Genomic DNA, 14,294 nt, shown 5'->3' with positions numbered 1-14,294 from the left:
ACGGAACCCCATGCGCGCACTCATCCACCAGACGTTCGGCGATCCCGAGCAGGTCCTCCGGATCGAAGACCGCCCCCTCCCGGAACCGGGCGCGGGCCAGGTCCGCCTCCGGACGGTGCTCTCCCCCATCCACAACCACGATCTGTGGACGGTCCGCGGCACCTACGGCTTCACGCCCGAGCTCCCCGCGGCGTCCGGCACCGAGGCGCTCGGCGTCGTCGACGCGATCGGGGACGGCGTCGACAACCTCGTCATCGGTCAGCGGGTCGCCACCGGCGGCACATTCGGCGCCTGGTCGGAGTACTTCCTCGCGAACGCGGCCGGCCTGATCGCGGTTCCCGATTCGCTCTCGGACGAGAGCGCCGCGCAGCTCGTCTCGATGCCGTTCAGCACGATCGCCCTGCTGCGGTTCCTCGACGTGGAGCCGGGCCAGTGGATCGTGCAGAACGCGGCGAACGGCGCCGTCGGTCGGATGCTCGCGCAGCTCGGAGCCGCACGAGGCGTCCGCGTCCTCGGCCTCGTCCGCCGCGGAGCAGGGGTCGAGGAGCTGCGGGCGCAGGGCATCGAGGGCGTGGTCGCCACTGATCAGGATGACTGGCGCGAGCAGGTCGCGCACATCACCGGTGGAGCACCCATCGTCGCCGGTGTGGACTCGGTCGGCGGGTCCTCCGCGGGAGACGTCCTCTCGCTCCTTGCCGAGGGAGGCACTCTCGTCGCCTTCGGGGCGATGAACTCTCCGACCATGGAGATCGCTTCCTCCGACGTGATCTTCAAGCAGGCGACGGTGAAGGGCTTCTGGGGCAGCAAGGTGATCCCGCAGCTCGACCCGAGCGTGCGCGGCGAGCTGTTCGGTGAGCTGATCCAGCGGGTCGGCGACGGCAGCCTGACGCTTCCCGTGGCGGGAACCTTCGACGCGGGAGACATCCGCGCGGCGGTGCAGGCGAGCAACACCCCGGGGCGCGTCGGCAAGGTGCTGTTGCGCTTCTGATCCCGCGATCCGAGGGCGGGGCCGGCAATGTCGGTTCCCCGAGGCAGAGTGTGACCATGGAGATCACCCTCATGCAGCCCGAAGGGCTCGTCGCCAGCCCCGCCTTCAGTCACGTCGCCGTCGTGCCGCCGGGTGCGACCACGATCTACGTCGGTGGCCAGAACGGTGTGGATACGACCGGCGCGGTCGTATCCACGGATGCCGCGGAGCAGTCTCTCCGCGCCGTCGAGAACGCCCGCATCGCCCTCGAATCGGCGGGCGCCGGACTCGCCGACGTCATCAGCTGGACCGTGCTGATCCGTCAGGATGCGGATCTCCGCGCGGCCTACGGCGCCGTCGCGTCGAGGCTCGCCAGAGACGGCGCCCCGCCCCTGGTCACCGCGGCCCTCGTCGCGGGCCTCGGTGTCCCCGGGGCTCTCATCGAGGTGAGCGCGGTCGCCGCGGTCATCCGCGACTGACCCGGAGTCCGTCGATCGGAGCCGCCGTACCCGGAGGAGGAGTCAGATCCTTCCGCGGACCGGCGTACGCCCCGTGTCGTCCGCGGCATCGGGCATCGTCATCTCCGCGCGCACACCGAGAAGACGGACCTCGCGCTCGGCGTCGAGGGTCGCCGCCAGCGCGAGAGCCGCCGCCACGAACTCCTCACGATCCTCGGTCGCACCCGGCAGCTTCCGACCGAGCGTCTTCGTCTCGAAGGGCGCGTAACGAACCTTCAGATGAACACGCACGACCGGCCTGCCCTCGGCGGCGCAGTCGTCGAAAGCCTGGACGGCGAGCTCGCGAACGGCCCGCTCGATCTGGTCCGGTGTCGTGAGGTTCTGCTGGTAGGTCGTCTCCCGGCTGTGACTGCGAGCGACCCACGGCGTGTCATCGACGACGGCAGGCCCCTGACCGGATCCGAGTCCGTGATACCAGACCCCCATCCGCGGGCCGAACTCCTCGACGAGAATCGCCTCCTCGGCGTCCGCGAGTTCCCGGACGGTCGAGATGCCACGTGCAGCCAGACGCTTCTGCACCTTCGAGCCGACGCCCCAGAGATCGCGTGTCGGTCTGTCGCCCATGACGTCGAACCAGTTCGCTTCGGTGAGCCGGAAGACCCCTCGGGGTTTGCCGAACTCCGTCGCGATCTTGGCCCGCACCTTGTTGTCGCCGATGCCGACCGAGCAGTGCAGCTCCGTCGCCTCACGCACGGCCTCCTGCGCAGCCCGCGCCACGCTCTCGGGGTCGTCCGTGTTCACACCGAGGAAGCACTCGTCCCATCCGACGACCTCCACCACGACCTCCGGCAGCGCACGAAGCGCAGCCATCACGTCCGCGGAGGTGATCTCGTATGCCTGGTGATCGACCGGGAGGAACACGGCGTCCTCCGGGGCCTTGCGTGCCGCGATCTTCAGCGGCATCCCCGAGCCGATGCCGAAGGCACGTGCTTCGTACGACGCGGTCGACACGACGGCTCGCTCGGTGGGATCCCCCCGTCCGCCCACGATCACCGGGCGTCCGGCGAGCTCGGGTCGCCGCAGCACCTCGACCGCGGCGATGAACTGATCCATGTCCACGTGCAGCACCCAGTCGGCCATGACACGAGTGTGCCGGGTGAGAGAGCGTCTGTCACCCCGTCTCCCGGGCGGCCCCGGGCGCGCGTCAGGAGATCGAGACGCCGATCGCAGTCACGATCACGGCGAGCAGAGGCAGCGCCCCCTGCATCGTCGCGGCGCGAGCCTTCGTGCGGTCCGCGAGCACCAAGACGAGTGCGGCGGCGAGCATCATGGCCGTGCCCGCGAACACCAGGGTCAGACCGACCGTCGCGGCTCCCACGATCACGAGACCGATGCCGAGCAACGTGGTCAGGGCCAGGAAGAGGTTGTAGAACCCCTGGTTGAAGGCGAGCTGCTTCATCGTGACGGCGTCCGCCTCGCTGGCGACGCCGAAGATCTTCCTGGTCTCGGGTTCGGTCCACCTCAGCGACTCGAGCGCGAAGATGAACACATGGAACGCAGCGGCAGCTGCGGCGAGGACGAGACCGACGATGAGCATGGGCTGATTCTCTCGTCCGAGAGCTCACCCAGCAAGCCCGCGAGGTCTCCGCGCGTGCTCAGACCAGGAAGATCGGCAGCAGCCCCGGGTTGTGCGCGTGGACGAGCACCGCGAACACGACGGCGTCGAACAGCAGATGCACGGTGACCACGTACGCGAGCGAATGGGTGCGCAGGAAGATGTATCCCTGCAGGAGCGCGAACGGGATCGTGAGCAGCGGACCCCACTCCCGGTACCCCAGCTCCCACAGGAACGAGACGAACACGACGGCCTGGAGCAGGTTCGCGATCACGTTCGGAAAATGGCGACGGAGCAGGGCGAACACCGTGCAGATGAAGAACAGTTCGTCCCAGATGCCGACGGCGCCCACTCCGACGAAGAGCCGCGCGATGAGGTCGGGAGTGTCGACCACGGGCCAGTTCTGGTAGACGCCGCTCGTGATGAAGTAGAAGGGGAGGATCAGCCAGCCGAGGACGAGCACCGCCACCAGCCATCCCCATTGGAGCCTCCCCCATCGACGATGGGTCCGCCACGGGAAACTGATCGCACGGTCGCGGTACACGAAACGCGAGATGACGTAGGGCACGGCCACCGCGCCGCCGAGAGCCAGCGTGAACCGCAGCATCGCGAGATTGTCCAACTCGGCGGCCAACGGGATGATGCTGACGATCAGCAGACCGACCGCGATCAGGGAGAGGTCGCGGACGAGCGACGGGGGCCGTTGCTCTCCCCCGCTGACGATCCTGCTCTCGGACGGCCGACGGCGTTCGATCACCCAGGCGGCACCGAGGCCCAGAGCGAGCAGCACCCAGCCGAGCCACGGGATCTCCGCCACGAAGAAGGCAGGAGCTGCGGCGCAGACGAGCCCCGCGGGAACGATACCGGGCCACGTCGCCGCCGCGGTCCGTGCCTCGGTCATGGCCGGGTCCGGCGCCGGTAGACGAGATCGCGGATATCGCGCCCTTTAGCGATGCCTTTGCGCTCGAAGGCGGTCATGACGCGACCGTCGAAACGCTCGGCCCACTCGCCGTCGAACGCGCGCTCGAACAGCGGTTCAGCATCGAGCACCTCGCGCATCTGCAGCGCGTAGTCCTCCCAGTCGGTCGCAAGCCGCAGCAGACCGCCATCACGCAGCGCTCTCGCCGCGGTGTCACCGAAGCCCGACCGCACGAGCCGACGCTTGGTGTGCCGCTTCTTGTGCCAGGGGTCAGGGAAGAAGATCCACACCTCTCGTGCCGCCCCCTCGGGCAGGTACGACGACAGCACCTCGGGCGCGTTCGCCTCGACGACACGGAGATTGCGTGCGCCCTCACGGTCGGCATCGAGCATGGTCCGGGCGAGCCCCGCGCGGAACACCTCGACGGCGAGGAAGTCATCCTGCGGGCGCGACAACGCCGCCGCGACGATCGCGTGCCCTTGCCCTGAGCCGATCTCGACGTACAGGTCGGAGTCGCGACCGTACTCCGCCGCAGGATCGAGACGCGCCTCCGGGTGCACCGAGGTCCAGGCGACGTCGCGCGGGACGTCGAGCAGGTAGTGCGGTCCGAGCTCGGTGAAGGCGCGCTCCTGCGCCTCGGACATCCGACCGCTGCGGCGTACGAACGACACCGGTTCATCTCGGAAGGTACGGGGTTCGGGCATGATTCCAGGGTAGTCGCCGTGCTCGGGTCCGCCGGCGCACGCGGACCGCACCTCTGTCACTCTGCGGGGGCGGTGACGAAGTCGATGAGTTCTTCCACGCGACCGAGCAGCGCGGGCTCCAGATCCCGATACGTCGTGACCTTGGAGAGGATGTACTGCCACGCGCGTCCGGTGTCGCCCGGCGCCTCGTACGGCCAGCCGAGAGCACGGCAGATCCCCGTCTTCCAATCGGTGCCGCGCGGGATCTCGGGCCACTTCGCGATACCGAGGGCACGCGGTGTCACGCACTGCCAGACATCGACGAAGGGATGCCCGACGATCCGGAGGTGCCGCCCGTGCGGGCCGCGCGCGATCGCCTCGGCGACCCTGGTCTCCTTCGATCCCGGCACGAGGTGGTCGACCAGCACGCCATAGCGCCGCGTCGCCGTCGGCGGCTCGGCGGCGAGCAGATCGTCGAGGAGGTCGATCCCCTGGAGGAACTCGACGGCGACACCCTCGACGCGCAGGTCTGCGCCCCAGACCTTCTCGACCAGTTCAGCGTCATGCTTGCCCTCGACGAGGATGCGACTCGGCAAGGCGACACGCGCCCGCTGATCGGCGACGACGAAGGAGCCAGACGCCGTCCGACGGCGGCCCTGTGCGGGGGCGGACGGGCTGATGAGCCGCACGGGGGCACCGTCGATCAGGAATCCTCCGCCGAGCGGGAAGAGCCTGCGTCGTCCGCGTCGGTCCTCCAATTCGACGTTTCCCGCCTGCACGCGTGTCACGGCGCCGCAGAACCCGTCATCGGCGACCTCGACGACCAGATCAGCCTCCGCCGCGACCTGTGGCACCTGCTTCGCGCCGCGGTCGCGCCAGCCGGTCGCCAGCACATCCGAACCGTACATGTCGTCCATGCCTTCCAGCGTATGTGCCTCCGCTGACGGCGAACGGCGAACCGCTCTCCAGTGCTGTCGCGTGTCGTAGTCAGTGCATAGACTCGACGCATGGGGCTCGGCTGCCGGTCGGAGGGAACACGATGACGAAACGGTGGCTCATGCTGACCGGACTCGTGCTGGCGATCGTCGCAGGGGCACTCGCCCCGTCGGCTGCGTCCGCCACCGATCCGATCACGCTCGACGCCGGGTTCGTCACGGACCAGGCCGGCGTGCTCAGCGCCGACGAAGAGGCGACGGTCGAGGCACGGCTCAAGGAACTGAGCGAGAACTCGAGCGCCGACCTGTTCGTCGTGCTCGTCGACGAGTTCACCAACCCCACAGACGATGCGCAGTGGGCAGACACCGTCGCCGAGGCCAACAACCTCGGCACCGAGCAGTATCTCCTCGCCATCGCCGTCGACGGCCGCAGCCTCTACATCTCCGCGGCAGCCGACGGACCGCTGAGCTTCGGCCAGCTCGACAGCATCGAAGACAAGATGGTCCCGTTCGCCGCCGACGGCGACTGGATGGGAGCGATCACCCTCGCCGCCGATGAGATACAGGGAGACGGAGGTGCCGGAGCGCTCCGCATCGGCGTGATCGTCGCCGCCGTCGTCGTGGTGGCCCTGCTCGTCTGGCTCGTCGTCGCGCTGGTGCGCCGTGCGCGCCGCAGGGCCGAGATCCGCGAACGCGGCGCGATGCCGGAGACGCCCGATCCCGCCGACCCGTTCTCCACGCTCACCGATCAGCAGGTCGAGACGCAGGCCGCGCTCGCCCTCGTTCAGGCCGACGACGCCATCACCTCGAGCAGAGAAGAGCTCGGCTTCGCGATCGCGCAGTTCGGGGAGGGTGCCACGGAGGAGTTCACCCGGGTGGTCGACGCCGCCAAGGCCAAGATCGCCGAAGCATTCGACCTGAAGCAGAAGCTCGACGACGAGATCGAGGACACGATCCACGATCGCCGCGCCTGGCACATCCGCATCATCCGGATCGCCGAGGAGATCGACGATGTACTCGATGACAACACCGAAGCGTTCGACGCGCTCCGCAAGCTCGAGCAGAACGCCCCGCAGGAACTCGAGAGGGTCCGCGGCGAACGCGCGGCTCTGGCCCCCGCACTCGCTGCCGCCGCACCCGCGCTCGCGGCGCTCGCAGAGACCTACGACGCGGAAGCGCTCCGCACCATCGCCGACAACCCGGCCCAGGCGCACGAGCGCGCCGAGCTGGCGGATCGATCGATCGACGCCGCCGCACAGGCGATCGCGGCGGGCAGATCCGGTGAAGCAGCCTTCGCGATCCGCACGGCCGAACAATCCGTGGCGCAGGCGGCGCAGCTCGCCCAGGCGGTGACGGCCCTGGGGTCCGAACTGTCCGCACTCGAGACGAAGTCGCGTGCTCTGGTGGCCGAACTGCAGGGGGACCTCGTCGCGGCCCGGCAGCTGCCCGATGCGGACGGAACGATCGCCGCCGCGACCTCGGCGACCGCAGAGCAGTTGCAGCGCGCACAGGTCGACCTCGCCGGGTCCGCCCGCAACCCGCAGCGAGCGCTGGAGGCGCTCACCGCCGCGAACACCCAGATCGACGGCGCCATCGCTCACGGGCAGGAGAGCGTCGAACGCGCGCGCCGCGTGCAGCAGATGCTCGAGCAGACCCTCGCACAGGCGACCTCCGAGATCCGCGCGACTCGGGATTTCATCGAGACCCGTCGCGGCACCGTGGGCTCCACCGCCCGCACACGGCTCGCGAACGCGGAGGCGAGCCTGACGCACGCTCTGAACCTGCGGGCCACCGAGCCGGATGCCGCACTGGCCGAGGCGAATCGTGCCCTCTCCCTCGCGAGGCAGGCGACGGCAGCCGCACAGTCGGATGTCCAGGCATACGCCCCTTCCTCCGACCAGGGCGGCTTCGGTGGCCTCTTCGGAGGCTACGGGTCGTCGGCGGGCGGCGGCTCGGGCATCGGAGGAGACATCCTCGGCGGCATCATCGGCGGCCTGATCGCCGGCGGGGGCGGCCGATCCACGAGCCGCGGCAGCCGCAGTGGCTGGCGCTCCTCCGGGGGCGGCGGTTTCCGCAGCTCCGGCTTCGGCGGCGGCGGGGGTTCCCGCGGCGGCGGCCGTAGCGGCCGATCCGGAGGTAGACGCTTCTGATCCGCCACACAGATTTTTACGCCAAGCTCTCGAAGACGCCCTCTGAAAGGAACCACGCATGACCAAGCAGTCCATCTTCGGACGTATCTCGACCCTCGTCCGCGCGAACATCAACTCTCTGCTGGACTCTGCGGAAGACCCGCAGAAGATGATCGACCAGCTCGTCCGCGACTACACGAACAGCATCGCCGACGCTGAGTCCGCGATCGCGGAGACCATCGGCAACCTGCGCCTGCTGGAACGCGACCACGAAGAGGACGTCCAGGCGGCCACCGAATGGGGCAACAAGGCTCTCGCCGCCAGCCGCAAGGCCGACGAGATGCGCGCCAGCGGTGATGCCGCCGACGCCGACAAGTTCGACAACCTCGCCAAGATCGCGCTCCAGCGTCAGATCAGCGCGGAGCGCGAGGCCACCGGCGCCGAGCCGCAGATCGCCGCGCAGACCGAGATCGTCGACAAGCTCAAGAGCGGCCTGAACGGCATGAAGGACAAGCTCGTCGAGCTCAAGAACAAGCGCAGCGAACTGCTCGCCCGCGCCAAGGTCGCCGAGGCGCAGACCAAGGTGCAGGACGCGGTCGGCTCGATCAACGTGCTCGACCCCACCAGCGAGCTGGGCCGGTTCGAGGACAAGGTCCGCCGTCAGGAGGCTCTCGCGCAGGGCAAGATCGAACTTGCTGCGTCCAGCCTCGACGCGCAGTTCGAAAGCCTGGAAGACCTCGGCGAGCTCACCGAGGTCGAGGCTCGTCTCGCCGAGCTCAAGGCCGGTGGCAGCGCCCCCCGTCAGGCCCTCGAAGGCTCCTGACACGACCAGCGGATGCCCCGGACCTCGTGTTCGGGGCATCCGCGTTCTCCCTCGGAGGCACCCATGGTGCGATTCCTGGTCATCCCGCAGTGGCAGGGCTCACCCGCGCCACGGGCGATGCTCCTCGTCGACGGCGCGTCCGCGATCGCCGGCGATCTGCCCCGCGCGGCCACGACGGTGTTGGACGTGCCGGTCGAGGCCGGTGAAGCGCTCGGCACGGGCGTCCGCCGGCTGAGTGCGCTGCTCCGGACTCGTGAGCTCGTGCACGGCCATATCGACGCCGACACCGTGGTGATCGGCGGCGACTGCAGCGTCACCGTCGCCGCCCTCGATGCACTCCCGGGCGGCACTGAGGATCTGGCCGTCGTGTGGTGCGATGCACACGCAGATCTGCACACACCCGAGACGTCCCCCTCGGGCGCCTTCTCCGGCATGGCACTGCGCGCATTGCTCGGCGAGGGCGAGGAGCAACTGGCTCTCTCCCCCGCAATCCCTGCCGACCGTGTCGTGACCGTCGGCATGCGTACGCTCGATGACGCGGAGATCGCGCCACTCGCGCCGCTGACGAATCTCTCGGTCGCCGATCTCGAGCGCCCGGAGGCTCTGCTCGATGCGGTGCGTTCGATGGGCGCCTCACGCGTGTGGGTCCACATCGACGTCGATGTACTCGATCCCTCGGACTTCGCGGGCGTCTCGTCGTCCGTGCCGTTCGGCCTCTCCCCTGCCGCGCTGAGCACCGCCGTCCGAACCCTGCGCGGAGAGATCCCGCTCGCCGGAGCCACCATCGCCGGATTCGCTCCGCGGTCCCCGGCCGACGCCGTCGATGATCTCGGCGCGCTGCTGCGACTGATCGGAGCGGTGGCATGACGCCGGACTCGGAGTGGCGCGCAACGGCCGACGAGGTGCTCGCGCGCGGGCGCCGCTTCGACAGACGGATCCCCTCCTTCCTGCTGCGCTCCCCGATCAGCCGACTCGGCTACGCGTGGGGCACCTCCGTGGGCTGGATGTGGGGCGCGCTGTGGAGCACCGGCCCGGTGGAGAGACGCTCCGGGCTCTGGGTCTTCCGGGGCATGCCGAAATGGACCTTTCGCCGCGGCGGGGTCTGCGTCGGTGGCTGCTTCCTGACCGGTGACGCGCGTCCGACCGAAGCCGTGCTGCGCCACGAGGCCGTGCACAAGGCCCAGTGGCTCCGCTACGGCTTCCTGATGCCCGTGCTCTACCTGTTCGCCGGGCGCGATCCGTTGCGCAACCGCTTCGAGATCGAAGCGGGTCTCGAAGACGGGAACTACGTGCGGCGCACCCGCTGAGGGCTACGCCTCAGCGCTGCGCGGGCAGCAGGCCGAAACGCTCGGGCGTGCGGATCTGTGCCGGGGAGATCGCCAGGGAGCCGGTGAGGTGCTCGACGATGTCGGCCGTCCCCAGGTAGCCACCCAGAAGCGTGACGTGCGTCTCGATCTCGTCGTCGCACATCATCTCATCGGCCCACGCGCAGGTCGCCCGCGCCAGAGCCTGTCCCGGCGCGCAGGAGCGACCGCTGCCGGGCGCACCGGTGCGCTGCTCGCGGGCGAGCCAAGTCACCGTCATACGGCCCGGGGCGTCGATCATGCCGATGTCCGCGGCCTCGGGCACCTCGATGAAGATCCGCCCGGAAGCACACAGAGGCAGCGTGGTCAGGAACACCTCGAGCTCGGCGAGCGACTGCTCGTCGGCCGTGACCAGGTGGTGCGCGCGCTGACGTGCGGCGCGACGTTCCGCGCGCGTGCTGCGAGTCTCGAGCGAGGTGTTCATGATGACTTCATCGTACACCAAGTGAAGGCTTGCCTAACCTTGCTCCCGCTGGGAGAAAACGTGCGCACGCACTACTCGGCCGGCTCGACGAGCGCCTGCGCCAGCGCCGCGAGCTCCCCCTCGGTCATCCCGTTGGCGCGCAGGTACCCGGCGACGGAACCCCAGCGCTCATCCACCTGCTCGAGAAGACGTCGCATCACCGGCGCGGGCGACTGCGTCGCGAGCGCGACGGCATGCACGGCGTCCGGGTGCTGAGACCGCAGGTACTCGGCGATGCGCCGCGTACGCTGAGCGGGAAGCTGCGATTCGGTGAGCGCGTAGTCGGCGATCACGGCTTCCCTCTCGGCACCGACGGCGGAGAGCGCCAGAGCGACGGTCACCCCGGTGCGATCCTTGCCGACGGTGCAGTGCACGAGGGTGCGCTCGCCCGCGGCGATGATGCGGAGGGCCGCCACCAGTCGATCGCCGCTCTCCTCGAGGAGGTGCAGGTACAACCCCTCGAGGCTGATGTCGGTTTCGAAGAATGACCGCACCGACCCCAGGAACAGGGGAAGGTGCGTGGTCTCCGGCCCGTCGATCTCCGTCGGCTCCGCTGCGACCTCCTCGCCGTCTCGAAGGTCGACGATGCGCTGCACGCGCTCACGGAGGAGGGCCGCCCCGGCGGGGGTCGCACCGGACAGCTGCCCCGCCCGCAGGAGGACACCGGCGCGGATACGACCGCCTGCTGCCGGGATGCCACCGACGTCGCGGATGTTCGCCACCCCATCGACGCGGAGAACGGTCATGCCTGCTCCTGCGACGCACGCGGGGGCACCGGGTAGCGGCCGGCGATCACGATGCGGTTGAACGCGTTGATGGAAACACACGCCCAGCTCAGAGCGGCGTATTCCTTCTCGGTGAACACGCTGCCGACGCGGTCGTACACGTCATCCGAGACGCCGTCCTCGGAGATGAAGGTGAAGGCCTCGGCGAGTTCGAGTGCAGCCCGCTCCCGGTCGCTGAAAACACCGCTTTCGCGCCACGTGGAGATCTGGGTGAGCACATCGGTGTCGACGCCGGCCGCGACCGCACGGTCGACATGGATCCGCACGCAGTACGCGCAGCCGTTGAGCTGGGAGCAATGGATCATCACGATCTCCTTGAGACGATCGTCGATGCCGTTCGCCGCGCAGATCTGGCCCACCGTCTTCGAGAACGCATCGAGCGCCTGGTACGCGGCAGGCTCGGTCTTGGACAGGTGCACACGCGTCTCACTCATGACTCCATGATATTCGTCGCCCGCCCGCTGGCCCCCCGCTCGCCCCGAGAGGTCGAAATGCAGACTGCCAATCTTGTCTCGGCTAAGATCGCCATAACGACAAGTAACCTCTGCGTCATATTTAGCGTTTTGCTCTCGCATTTCTCCGTCTCCGGGCGCAGGGAGCAGAATGTGGAGGTGGCGATCGACATCAGCGAGTTCAGCTATCTTCCCGCACAGGCCGATGCGCTCGGCGTTCCGCTCCCTCCGGTGGAGCGTGTCACCCTCCCCCTCGACGACGGGCGCGTACTCAGCGCGCTGCGGTTCGGGACCGGCGCGCCTCGGGTCACCCTGCTGCACGGTGCCGGTCTGAACGCGCACACGTGGGACACGACGGTCCTGGCGCTTCAGGAGCCCGTGCTGGCGATCGACCTCGCCGGACACGGCGACTCCTCCTGGCGTGACGATGCCGACTACACCCCGCGCACGCTCGCCCGAGACGTCGCGGCGGCCTTCGACGCGTGGGCGGTCCCGCCTCAGATCGTCGTCGGCCAGTCCCTCGGCGGACTCACCGGAGCTGCACTCGCCGCCGCGCGCCCGGATCTCGTGTCCGAGCTCGTCGTCGTCGACATCACCCCGGGCATCGACGTCACCGCCGGTCCGGCCGCGCTACGCGAGTTCTATGCCGGTCCGACCGATTTCGCCTCCCGAGATGAGCTGGTCGACAAGGCGATGTCGCTCGGTTTCGGGGGCAGTCGCGCCGAGACCGAGCGCGGTGTCTTCCTCAACACCCGCGTGCGCGAGGACGACCGCGTCGAGTGGAAGCACCACTTCGCGCACCTCGCCGCCCAGGCGCTCGCGGCCCACGACCCGGGCTCAGTGGCCGCGCCGTCCGTGCTCCACGAGACCGGGTGGGAGGATCTCTCCGCCGTCCGCGCACCGATCACCCTGGTCCGCGCGCAGCGCGGCTTCGTCAGCGAAGCGGACGCCGCCGAGCTGCAACGTCGCGTGCCCACCGCCCGCCTGGTCACGCTGGACGCGACACACAACGTCCAAGAGACCGCCCCGACCGCTCTCGCCGCCCTCATCGCGTCCCCCGCCGTCTCCCACGGAATATGACGCTTCGTTCCATACCTGACCCGCACCATCCCACGCATCTCTAGGCTCGATCCAACGGCACACAGCAACTGCCGCACCGAGAGGAAACGCCCATGTTCCGACGTACCCGACGTCTCTCGCTGATCGCCGCGCTCGCGGCGACCGCCGTCATGCTCAGCGCCTGCGCCGGCTCCCCCGAGCCGACCGTCACCACAGACACCGGCACGCCCGACCCCGACGCGACCCTGCACGTCGGCCTGGTCCTCGAACCGACCAACCTCGACATCCGCCACACCAGTGGCGCCGCGCTCGAGCAGATCCTCATCGACAACATCTACGAGGGACTGGTCAGCCGGACGCAGGAGAACGAGATCGAGGGGCGTCTCGCCTCGGACTACACCGTTTCCGACGACGGCCTCACGTACACTTTCACCCTCAACGAGGGCATCCAGTTCCACGACGGCACGGCGCTCACCTCCGCGGACGTCGTCTCCTCCTACGAGACCGTGCGCACCGATGCCACCGTGCAGGGCAACGCCGAGTTCGCGAAGGTCTCCTCGATCACCGCACCCGACGCGACCACGGTGGAGATCGTGCTCACGGAGCCGGACCAGAACTTCCTGTTCACGCTGACGGGCCCCGCCGGGCTGGTCTTCAAAACCGGGGACACGACCGACCTGAAGTCGGCGGAGAACGGCACCGGTCCCTTCACCCTGACCCGGTGGAACAAGGGCAGCACCATCACCTTCGCGCGCAATGACGACTATTGGGGCGAGAAGGCAGGCGTCGCCCAGGTGGAGTTCCAGTACATCCCCGACTTCACCGCGGGTGTGAACGCCGCGCTCGCCGGCGACGTCGACGTGCTCACCGCCGTGGACCCGAACCTCGCCCCGCAGCTCGAGGACTCCGGCGAGTTCGCTCTCACGAAGGGCCGGACGACCGACAAGGCGACGCTGGCGTTCAACAACCAGAAGGCCCCTCTGGACGATGTCCGGGTGCGCGAGGCGCTGCGACTCGCGATCGACCACGACGCGCTCGTCGAAGCCGTCGGCGCGGGAACGACCCTGTACGGTCCCATCCCCGAACTCGACCCGGGCTACGAGGATCTGTCCGATGTGATCTCCTACGACCCGGAGAAGGCGAAGTCCCTGTTGGCCGAAGCCGGCCAGGAGGACCTGGAGCTCACCCTTACCATCCCCGCCTTCTACGGGACCACGGTGCCTAAGGTGCTGATCTCCGACTTCAAGAAGGTCGGCGTCTCCCTCGAGGTGAACTCGGTGGAGTTCCCGACCTGGCTGGAAGACGTGTACACCAACCACGACTACGACCTCAGCTTCGTGCTGCACGTCGAGCCGCGCGACTTCGGCAACTTCGCCGACCCGGACTACTACTTCGGCTACGACAACACCGAGGTGCAGCGTCTGTACGCCGAAGCCCTCGCCGAGGTCGACCCCGACAAGTCCGCCGAGCTGCTCGCGCAGGCCGCGCGCATCGTGTCGGAGGATCACGCCGCGGACTGGCTGTACAACGGCGAGACCATCACGGCAGTGAGTCCGATCGTCGCGGGCTTCCCGGAGGACTCGATCAACTCGCGCATCGACCTCGCCGGCGTCACCGTCTCCACCGACGGGTAGCGGGCGGC

Annotated in this window: 16 protein-coding genes; 8 read left to right on the top strand and 8 right to left on the bottom strand. The window is 68.9% G+C overall.

Features of this window, described 5'->3' with window-relative positions; genetic code table 11:
• The first annotated feature begins 10 nt into the window (after positions 1-10).
• Both LRQ07_RS06910 and LRQ07_RS06905 read left to right on the top strand, forming a co-directional pair.
• Positions 11-988, top strand: a complete 978-nt coding sequence (locus tag LRQ07_RS06910) for a zinc-binding dehydrogenase (RefSeq protein WP_232762093.1) — start codon at positions 11-13, stop codon at positions 986-988.
• A gap of 56 nt (positions 989-1,044) precedes the next feature.
• Complete coding sequence (locus LRQ07_RS06905) at positions 1,045-1,446, top strand: RidA family protein (RefSeq protein WP_131492176.1); 402 nt, start codon at positions 1,045-1,047, stop codon at positions 1,444-1,446.
• 42 nt (positions 1,447-1,488) lie between these two features.
• Here the strand turns inward: LRQ07_RS06905 and LRQ07_RS06900 are convergent, their stop codons facing one another.
• The 5 genes from LRQ07_RS06900 to LRQ07_RS06880 form a co-directional block, all read right to left on the bottom strand.
• Positions 1,489-2,565: a DNA polymerase IV gene (locus LRQ07_RS06900; protein ID WP_256536231.1), complete on the bottom strand. Its 1,077-nt coding sequence runs from the start codon at positions 2,563-2,565 to the stop codon at positions 1,489-1,491.
• A 64-nt stretch (positions 2,566-2,629) separates the two neighbouring features.
• Entirely contained in the window at positions 2,630-3,022 is a 393-nt protein-coding gene (locus tag LRQ07_RS06895) for a DUF1304 domain-containing protein (protein WP_232762095.1), read from the bottom strand.
• A gap of 58 nt (positions 3,023-3,080) precedes the next feature.
• Positions 3,081-3,941, bottom strand: coding sequence for a CPBP family intramembrane glutamic endopeptidase (locus tag LRQ07_RS06890; protein ID WP_153243902.1), 861 nt, complete (start codon positions 3,939-3,941; stop codon positions 3,081-3,083).
• On the bottom strand, positions 3,938-4,663 hold the full coding sequence (trmB, locus tag LRQ07_RS06885) for a tRNA (guanosine(46)-N7)-methyltransferase TrmB (RefSeq protein ID WP_256536230.1): 726 nt from the start codon (positions 4,661-4,663) through the stop codon (positions 3,938-3,940). The genes LRQ07_RS06890 and trmB overlap by 4 nt, the downstream gene beginning before the upstream one ends.
• A 56-nt stretch (positions 4,664-4,719) precedes the next feature.
• Positions 4,720-5,559: a DUF3097 domain-containing protein gene (locus LRQ07_RS06880; RefSeq protein WP_232762097.1), complete on the bottom strand. Its 840-nt coding sequence runs from the start codon at positions 5,557-5,559 to the stop codon at positions 4,720-4,722.
• Positions 5,560-5,681: 122 nt separating this feature from the next.
• On the opposite strand from LRQ07_RS06880, the gene LRQ07_RS06875 reads away from it, so the two are divergent.
• From LRQ07_RS06875 to LRQ07_RS06860, 4 genes are all read left to right on the top strand, one after another.
• Entirely contained in the window at positions 5,682-7,727 is a 2,046-nt protein-coding gene (locus LRQ07_RS06875) for a TPM domain-containing protein (RefSeq protein WP_256536229.1), read from the top strand.
• A 58-nt stretch (positions 7,728-7,785) separates the two neighbouring features.
• Complete coding sequence (locus LRQ07_RS06870; RefSeq protein WP_047524088.1) at positions 7,786-8,529, top strand: PspA/IM30 family protein; 744 nt, start codon at positions 7,786-7,788, stop codon at positions 8,527-8,529.
• A 63-nt stretch (positions 8,530-8,592) separates the two neighbouring features.
• Positions 8,593-9,396, top strand: a complete 804-nt coding sequence (locus LRQ07_RS06865; protein ID WP_256536228.1) for an arginase family protein — start codon at positions 8,593-8,595, stop codon at positions 9,394-9,396.
• Positions 9,393-9,836 (top strand): hypothetical protein, encoded by a 444-nt coding sequence (locus tag LRQ07_RS06860; RefSeq protein ID WP_047524086.1) that lies wholly within the window; start codon positions 9,393-9,395, stop codon positions 9,834-9,836. Before LRQ07_RS06865 ends, LRQ07_RS06860 begins: the two co-directional genes overlap by 4 nt.
• Before the next feature lie 10 nt (positions 9,837-9,846).
• Here LRQ07_RS06860 and LRQ07_RS06855 read toward each other — a convergent pair whose 3' ends face one another.
• From LRQ07_RS06855 to LRQ07_RS06845, 3 genes are all read right to left on the bottom strand, one after another.
• Positions 9,847-10,317 (bottom strand): SIP domain-containing protein, encoded by a 471-nt coding sequence (locus tag LRQ07_RS06855; RefSeq protein WP_232762099.1) that lies wholly within the window; start codon positions 10,315-10,317, stop codon positions 9,847-9,849.
• A 71-nt stretch (positions 10,318-10,388) separates the two neighbouring features.
• Complete coding sequence (locus LRQ07_RS06850; RefSeq protein WP_256536227.1) at positions 10,389-11,102, bottom strand: tyrosine-protein phosphatase; 714 nt, start codon at positions 11,100-11,102, stop codon at positions 10,389-10,391.
• Complete coding sequence (locus LRQ07_RS06845) at positions 11,099-11,575, bottom strand: carboxymuconolactone decarboxylase family protein (RefSeq protein WP_256536226.1); 477 nt, start codon at positions 11,573-11,575, stop codon at positions 11,099-11,101. The genes LRQ07_RS06850 and LRQ07_RS06845 overlap by 4 nt, the downstream gene beginning before the upstream one ends.
• Before the next feature lie 171 nt (positions 11,576-11,746).
• On the opposite strand from LRQ07_RS06845, the gene LRQ07_RS06840 reads away from it, so the two are divergent.
• Positions 11,747-12,673: an alpha/beta fold hydrolase gene (locus LRQ07_RS06840; protein ID WP_256536225.1), complete on the top strand. Its 927-nt coding sequence runs from the start codon at positions 11,747-11,749 to the stop codon at positions 12,671-12,673.
• A 92-nt stretch (positions 12,674-12,765) separates the two neighbouring features.
• A complete protein-coding gene (locus LRQ07_RS06835; protein ID WP_256536224.1) occupies positions 12,766-14,286 on the top strand; it encodes an ABC transporter substrate-binding protein in 1,521 nt (506 codons plus the stop codon).
• The last annotated feature ends 8 nt before the right edge of the window (positions 14,287-14,294 follow it).

The organism is Microbacterium sp. J1-1 (assembly GCF_024498615.1).
In the GTDB taxonomy this organism is placed as follows: domain Bacteria; phylum Actinomycetota; class Actinomycetes; order Actinomycetales; family Microbacteriaceae; genus Microbacterium; species Microbacterium aurugineum.
This window is presented reverse-complemented; position numbering and strand designations above follow the sequence as displayed.

Bases quoted from the DNA above. Each gene is read 5' to 3' on its own strand.
- LRQ07_RS06850 (WP_256536227.1), bottom strand. From the start codon at position 11,102: ATGACCGTTCTCCGCGTCGATGGGGTGGCGAACATCCGCGACGTCGGT.
- LRQ07_RS06880 (WP_232762097.1), bottom strand. From the start codon at position 5,559: ATGGACGACATGTACGGTTCGGATGTGCTGGCGACCGGCTGGCGCGAC.
- LRQ07_RS06860 (WP_047524086.1), top strand. From the start codon at position 9,393: ATGACGCCGGACTCGGAGTGGCGCGCAACGGCCGACGAGGTGCTCGCG.
- trmB (WP_256536230.1), bottom strand. From the start codon at position 4,663: ATGCCCGAACCCCGTACCTTCCGAGATGAACCGGTGTCGTTCGTACGC.
- LRQ07_RS06900 (WP_256536231.1), bottom strand. From the start codon at position 2,565: ATGGCCGACTGGGTGCTGCACGTGGACATGGATCAGTTCATCGCCGCG.
- LRQ07_RS06855 (WP_232762099.1), bottom strand. From the start codon at position 10,317: ATGAACACCTCGCTCGAGACTCGCAGCACGCGCGCGGAACGTCGCGCC.
- LRQ07_RS06890 (WP_153243902.1), bottom strand. From the start codon at position 3,941: ATGACCGAGGCACGGACCGCGGCGGCGACGTGGCCCGGTATCGTTCCC.
- LRQ07_RS06905 (WP_131492176.1), top strand. From the start codon at position 1,045: ATGGAGATCACCCTCATGCAGCCCGAAGGGCTCGTCGCCAGCCCCGCC.
- LRQ07_RS06895 (WP_232762095.1), bottom strand. From the start codon at position 3,022: ATGCTCATCGTCGGTCTCGTCCTCGCCGCAGCTGCCGCTGCGTTCCAT.
- LRQ07_RS06865 (WP_256536228.1), top strand. From the start codon at position 8,593: ATGGTGCGATTCCTGGTCATCCCGCAGTGGCAGGGCTCACCCGCGCCA.
- LRQ07_RS06910 (WP_232762093.1), top strand. From the start codon at position 11: ATGCGCGCACTCATCCACCAGACGTTCGGCGATCCCGAGCAGGTCCTC.
- LRQ07_RS06835 (WP_256536224.1), top strand. From the start codon at position 12,766: ATGTTCCGACGTACCCGACGTCTCTCGCTGATCGCCGCGCTCGCGGCG.
- LRQ07_RS06870 (WP_047524088.1), top strand. From the start codon at position 7,786: ATGACCAAGCAGTCCATCTTCGGACGTATCTCGACCCTCGTCCGCGCG.
- LRQ07_RS06845 (WP_256536226.1), bottom strand. From the start codon at position 11,575: ATGAGTGAGACGCGTGTGCACCTGTCCAAGACCGAGCCTGCCGCGTAC.
- LRQ07_RS06875 (WP_256536229.1), top strand. From the start codon at position 5,682: ATGACGAAACGGTGGCTCATGCTGACCGGACTCGTGCTGGCGATCGTC.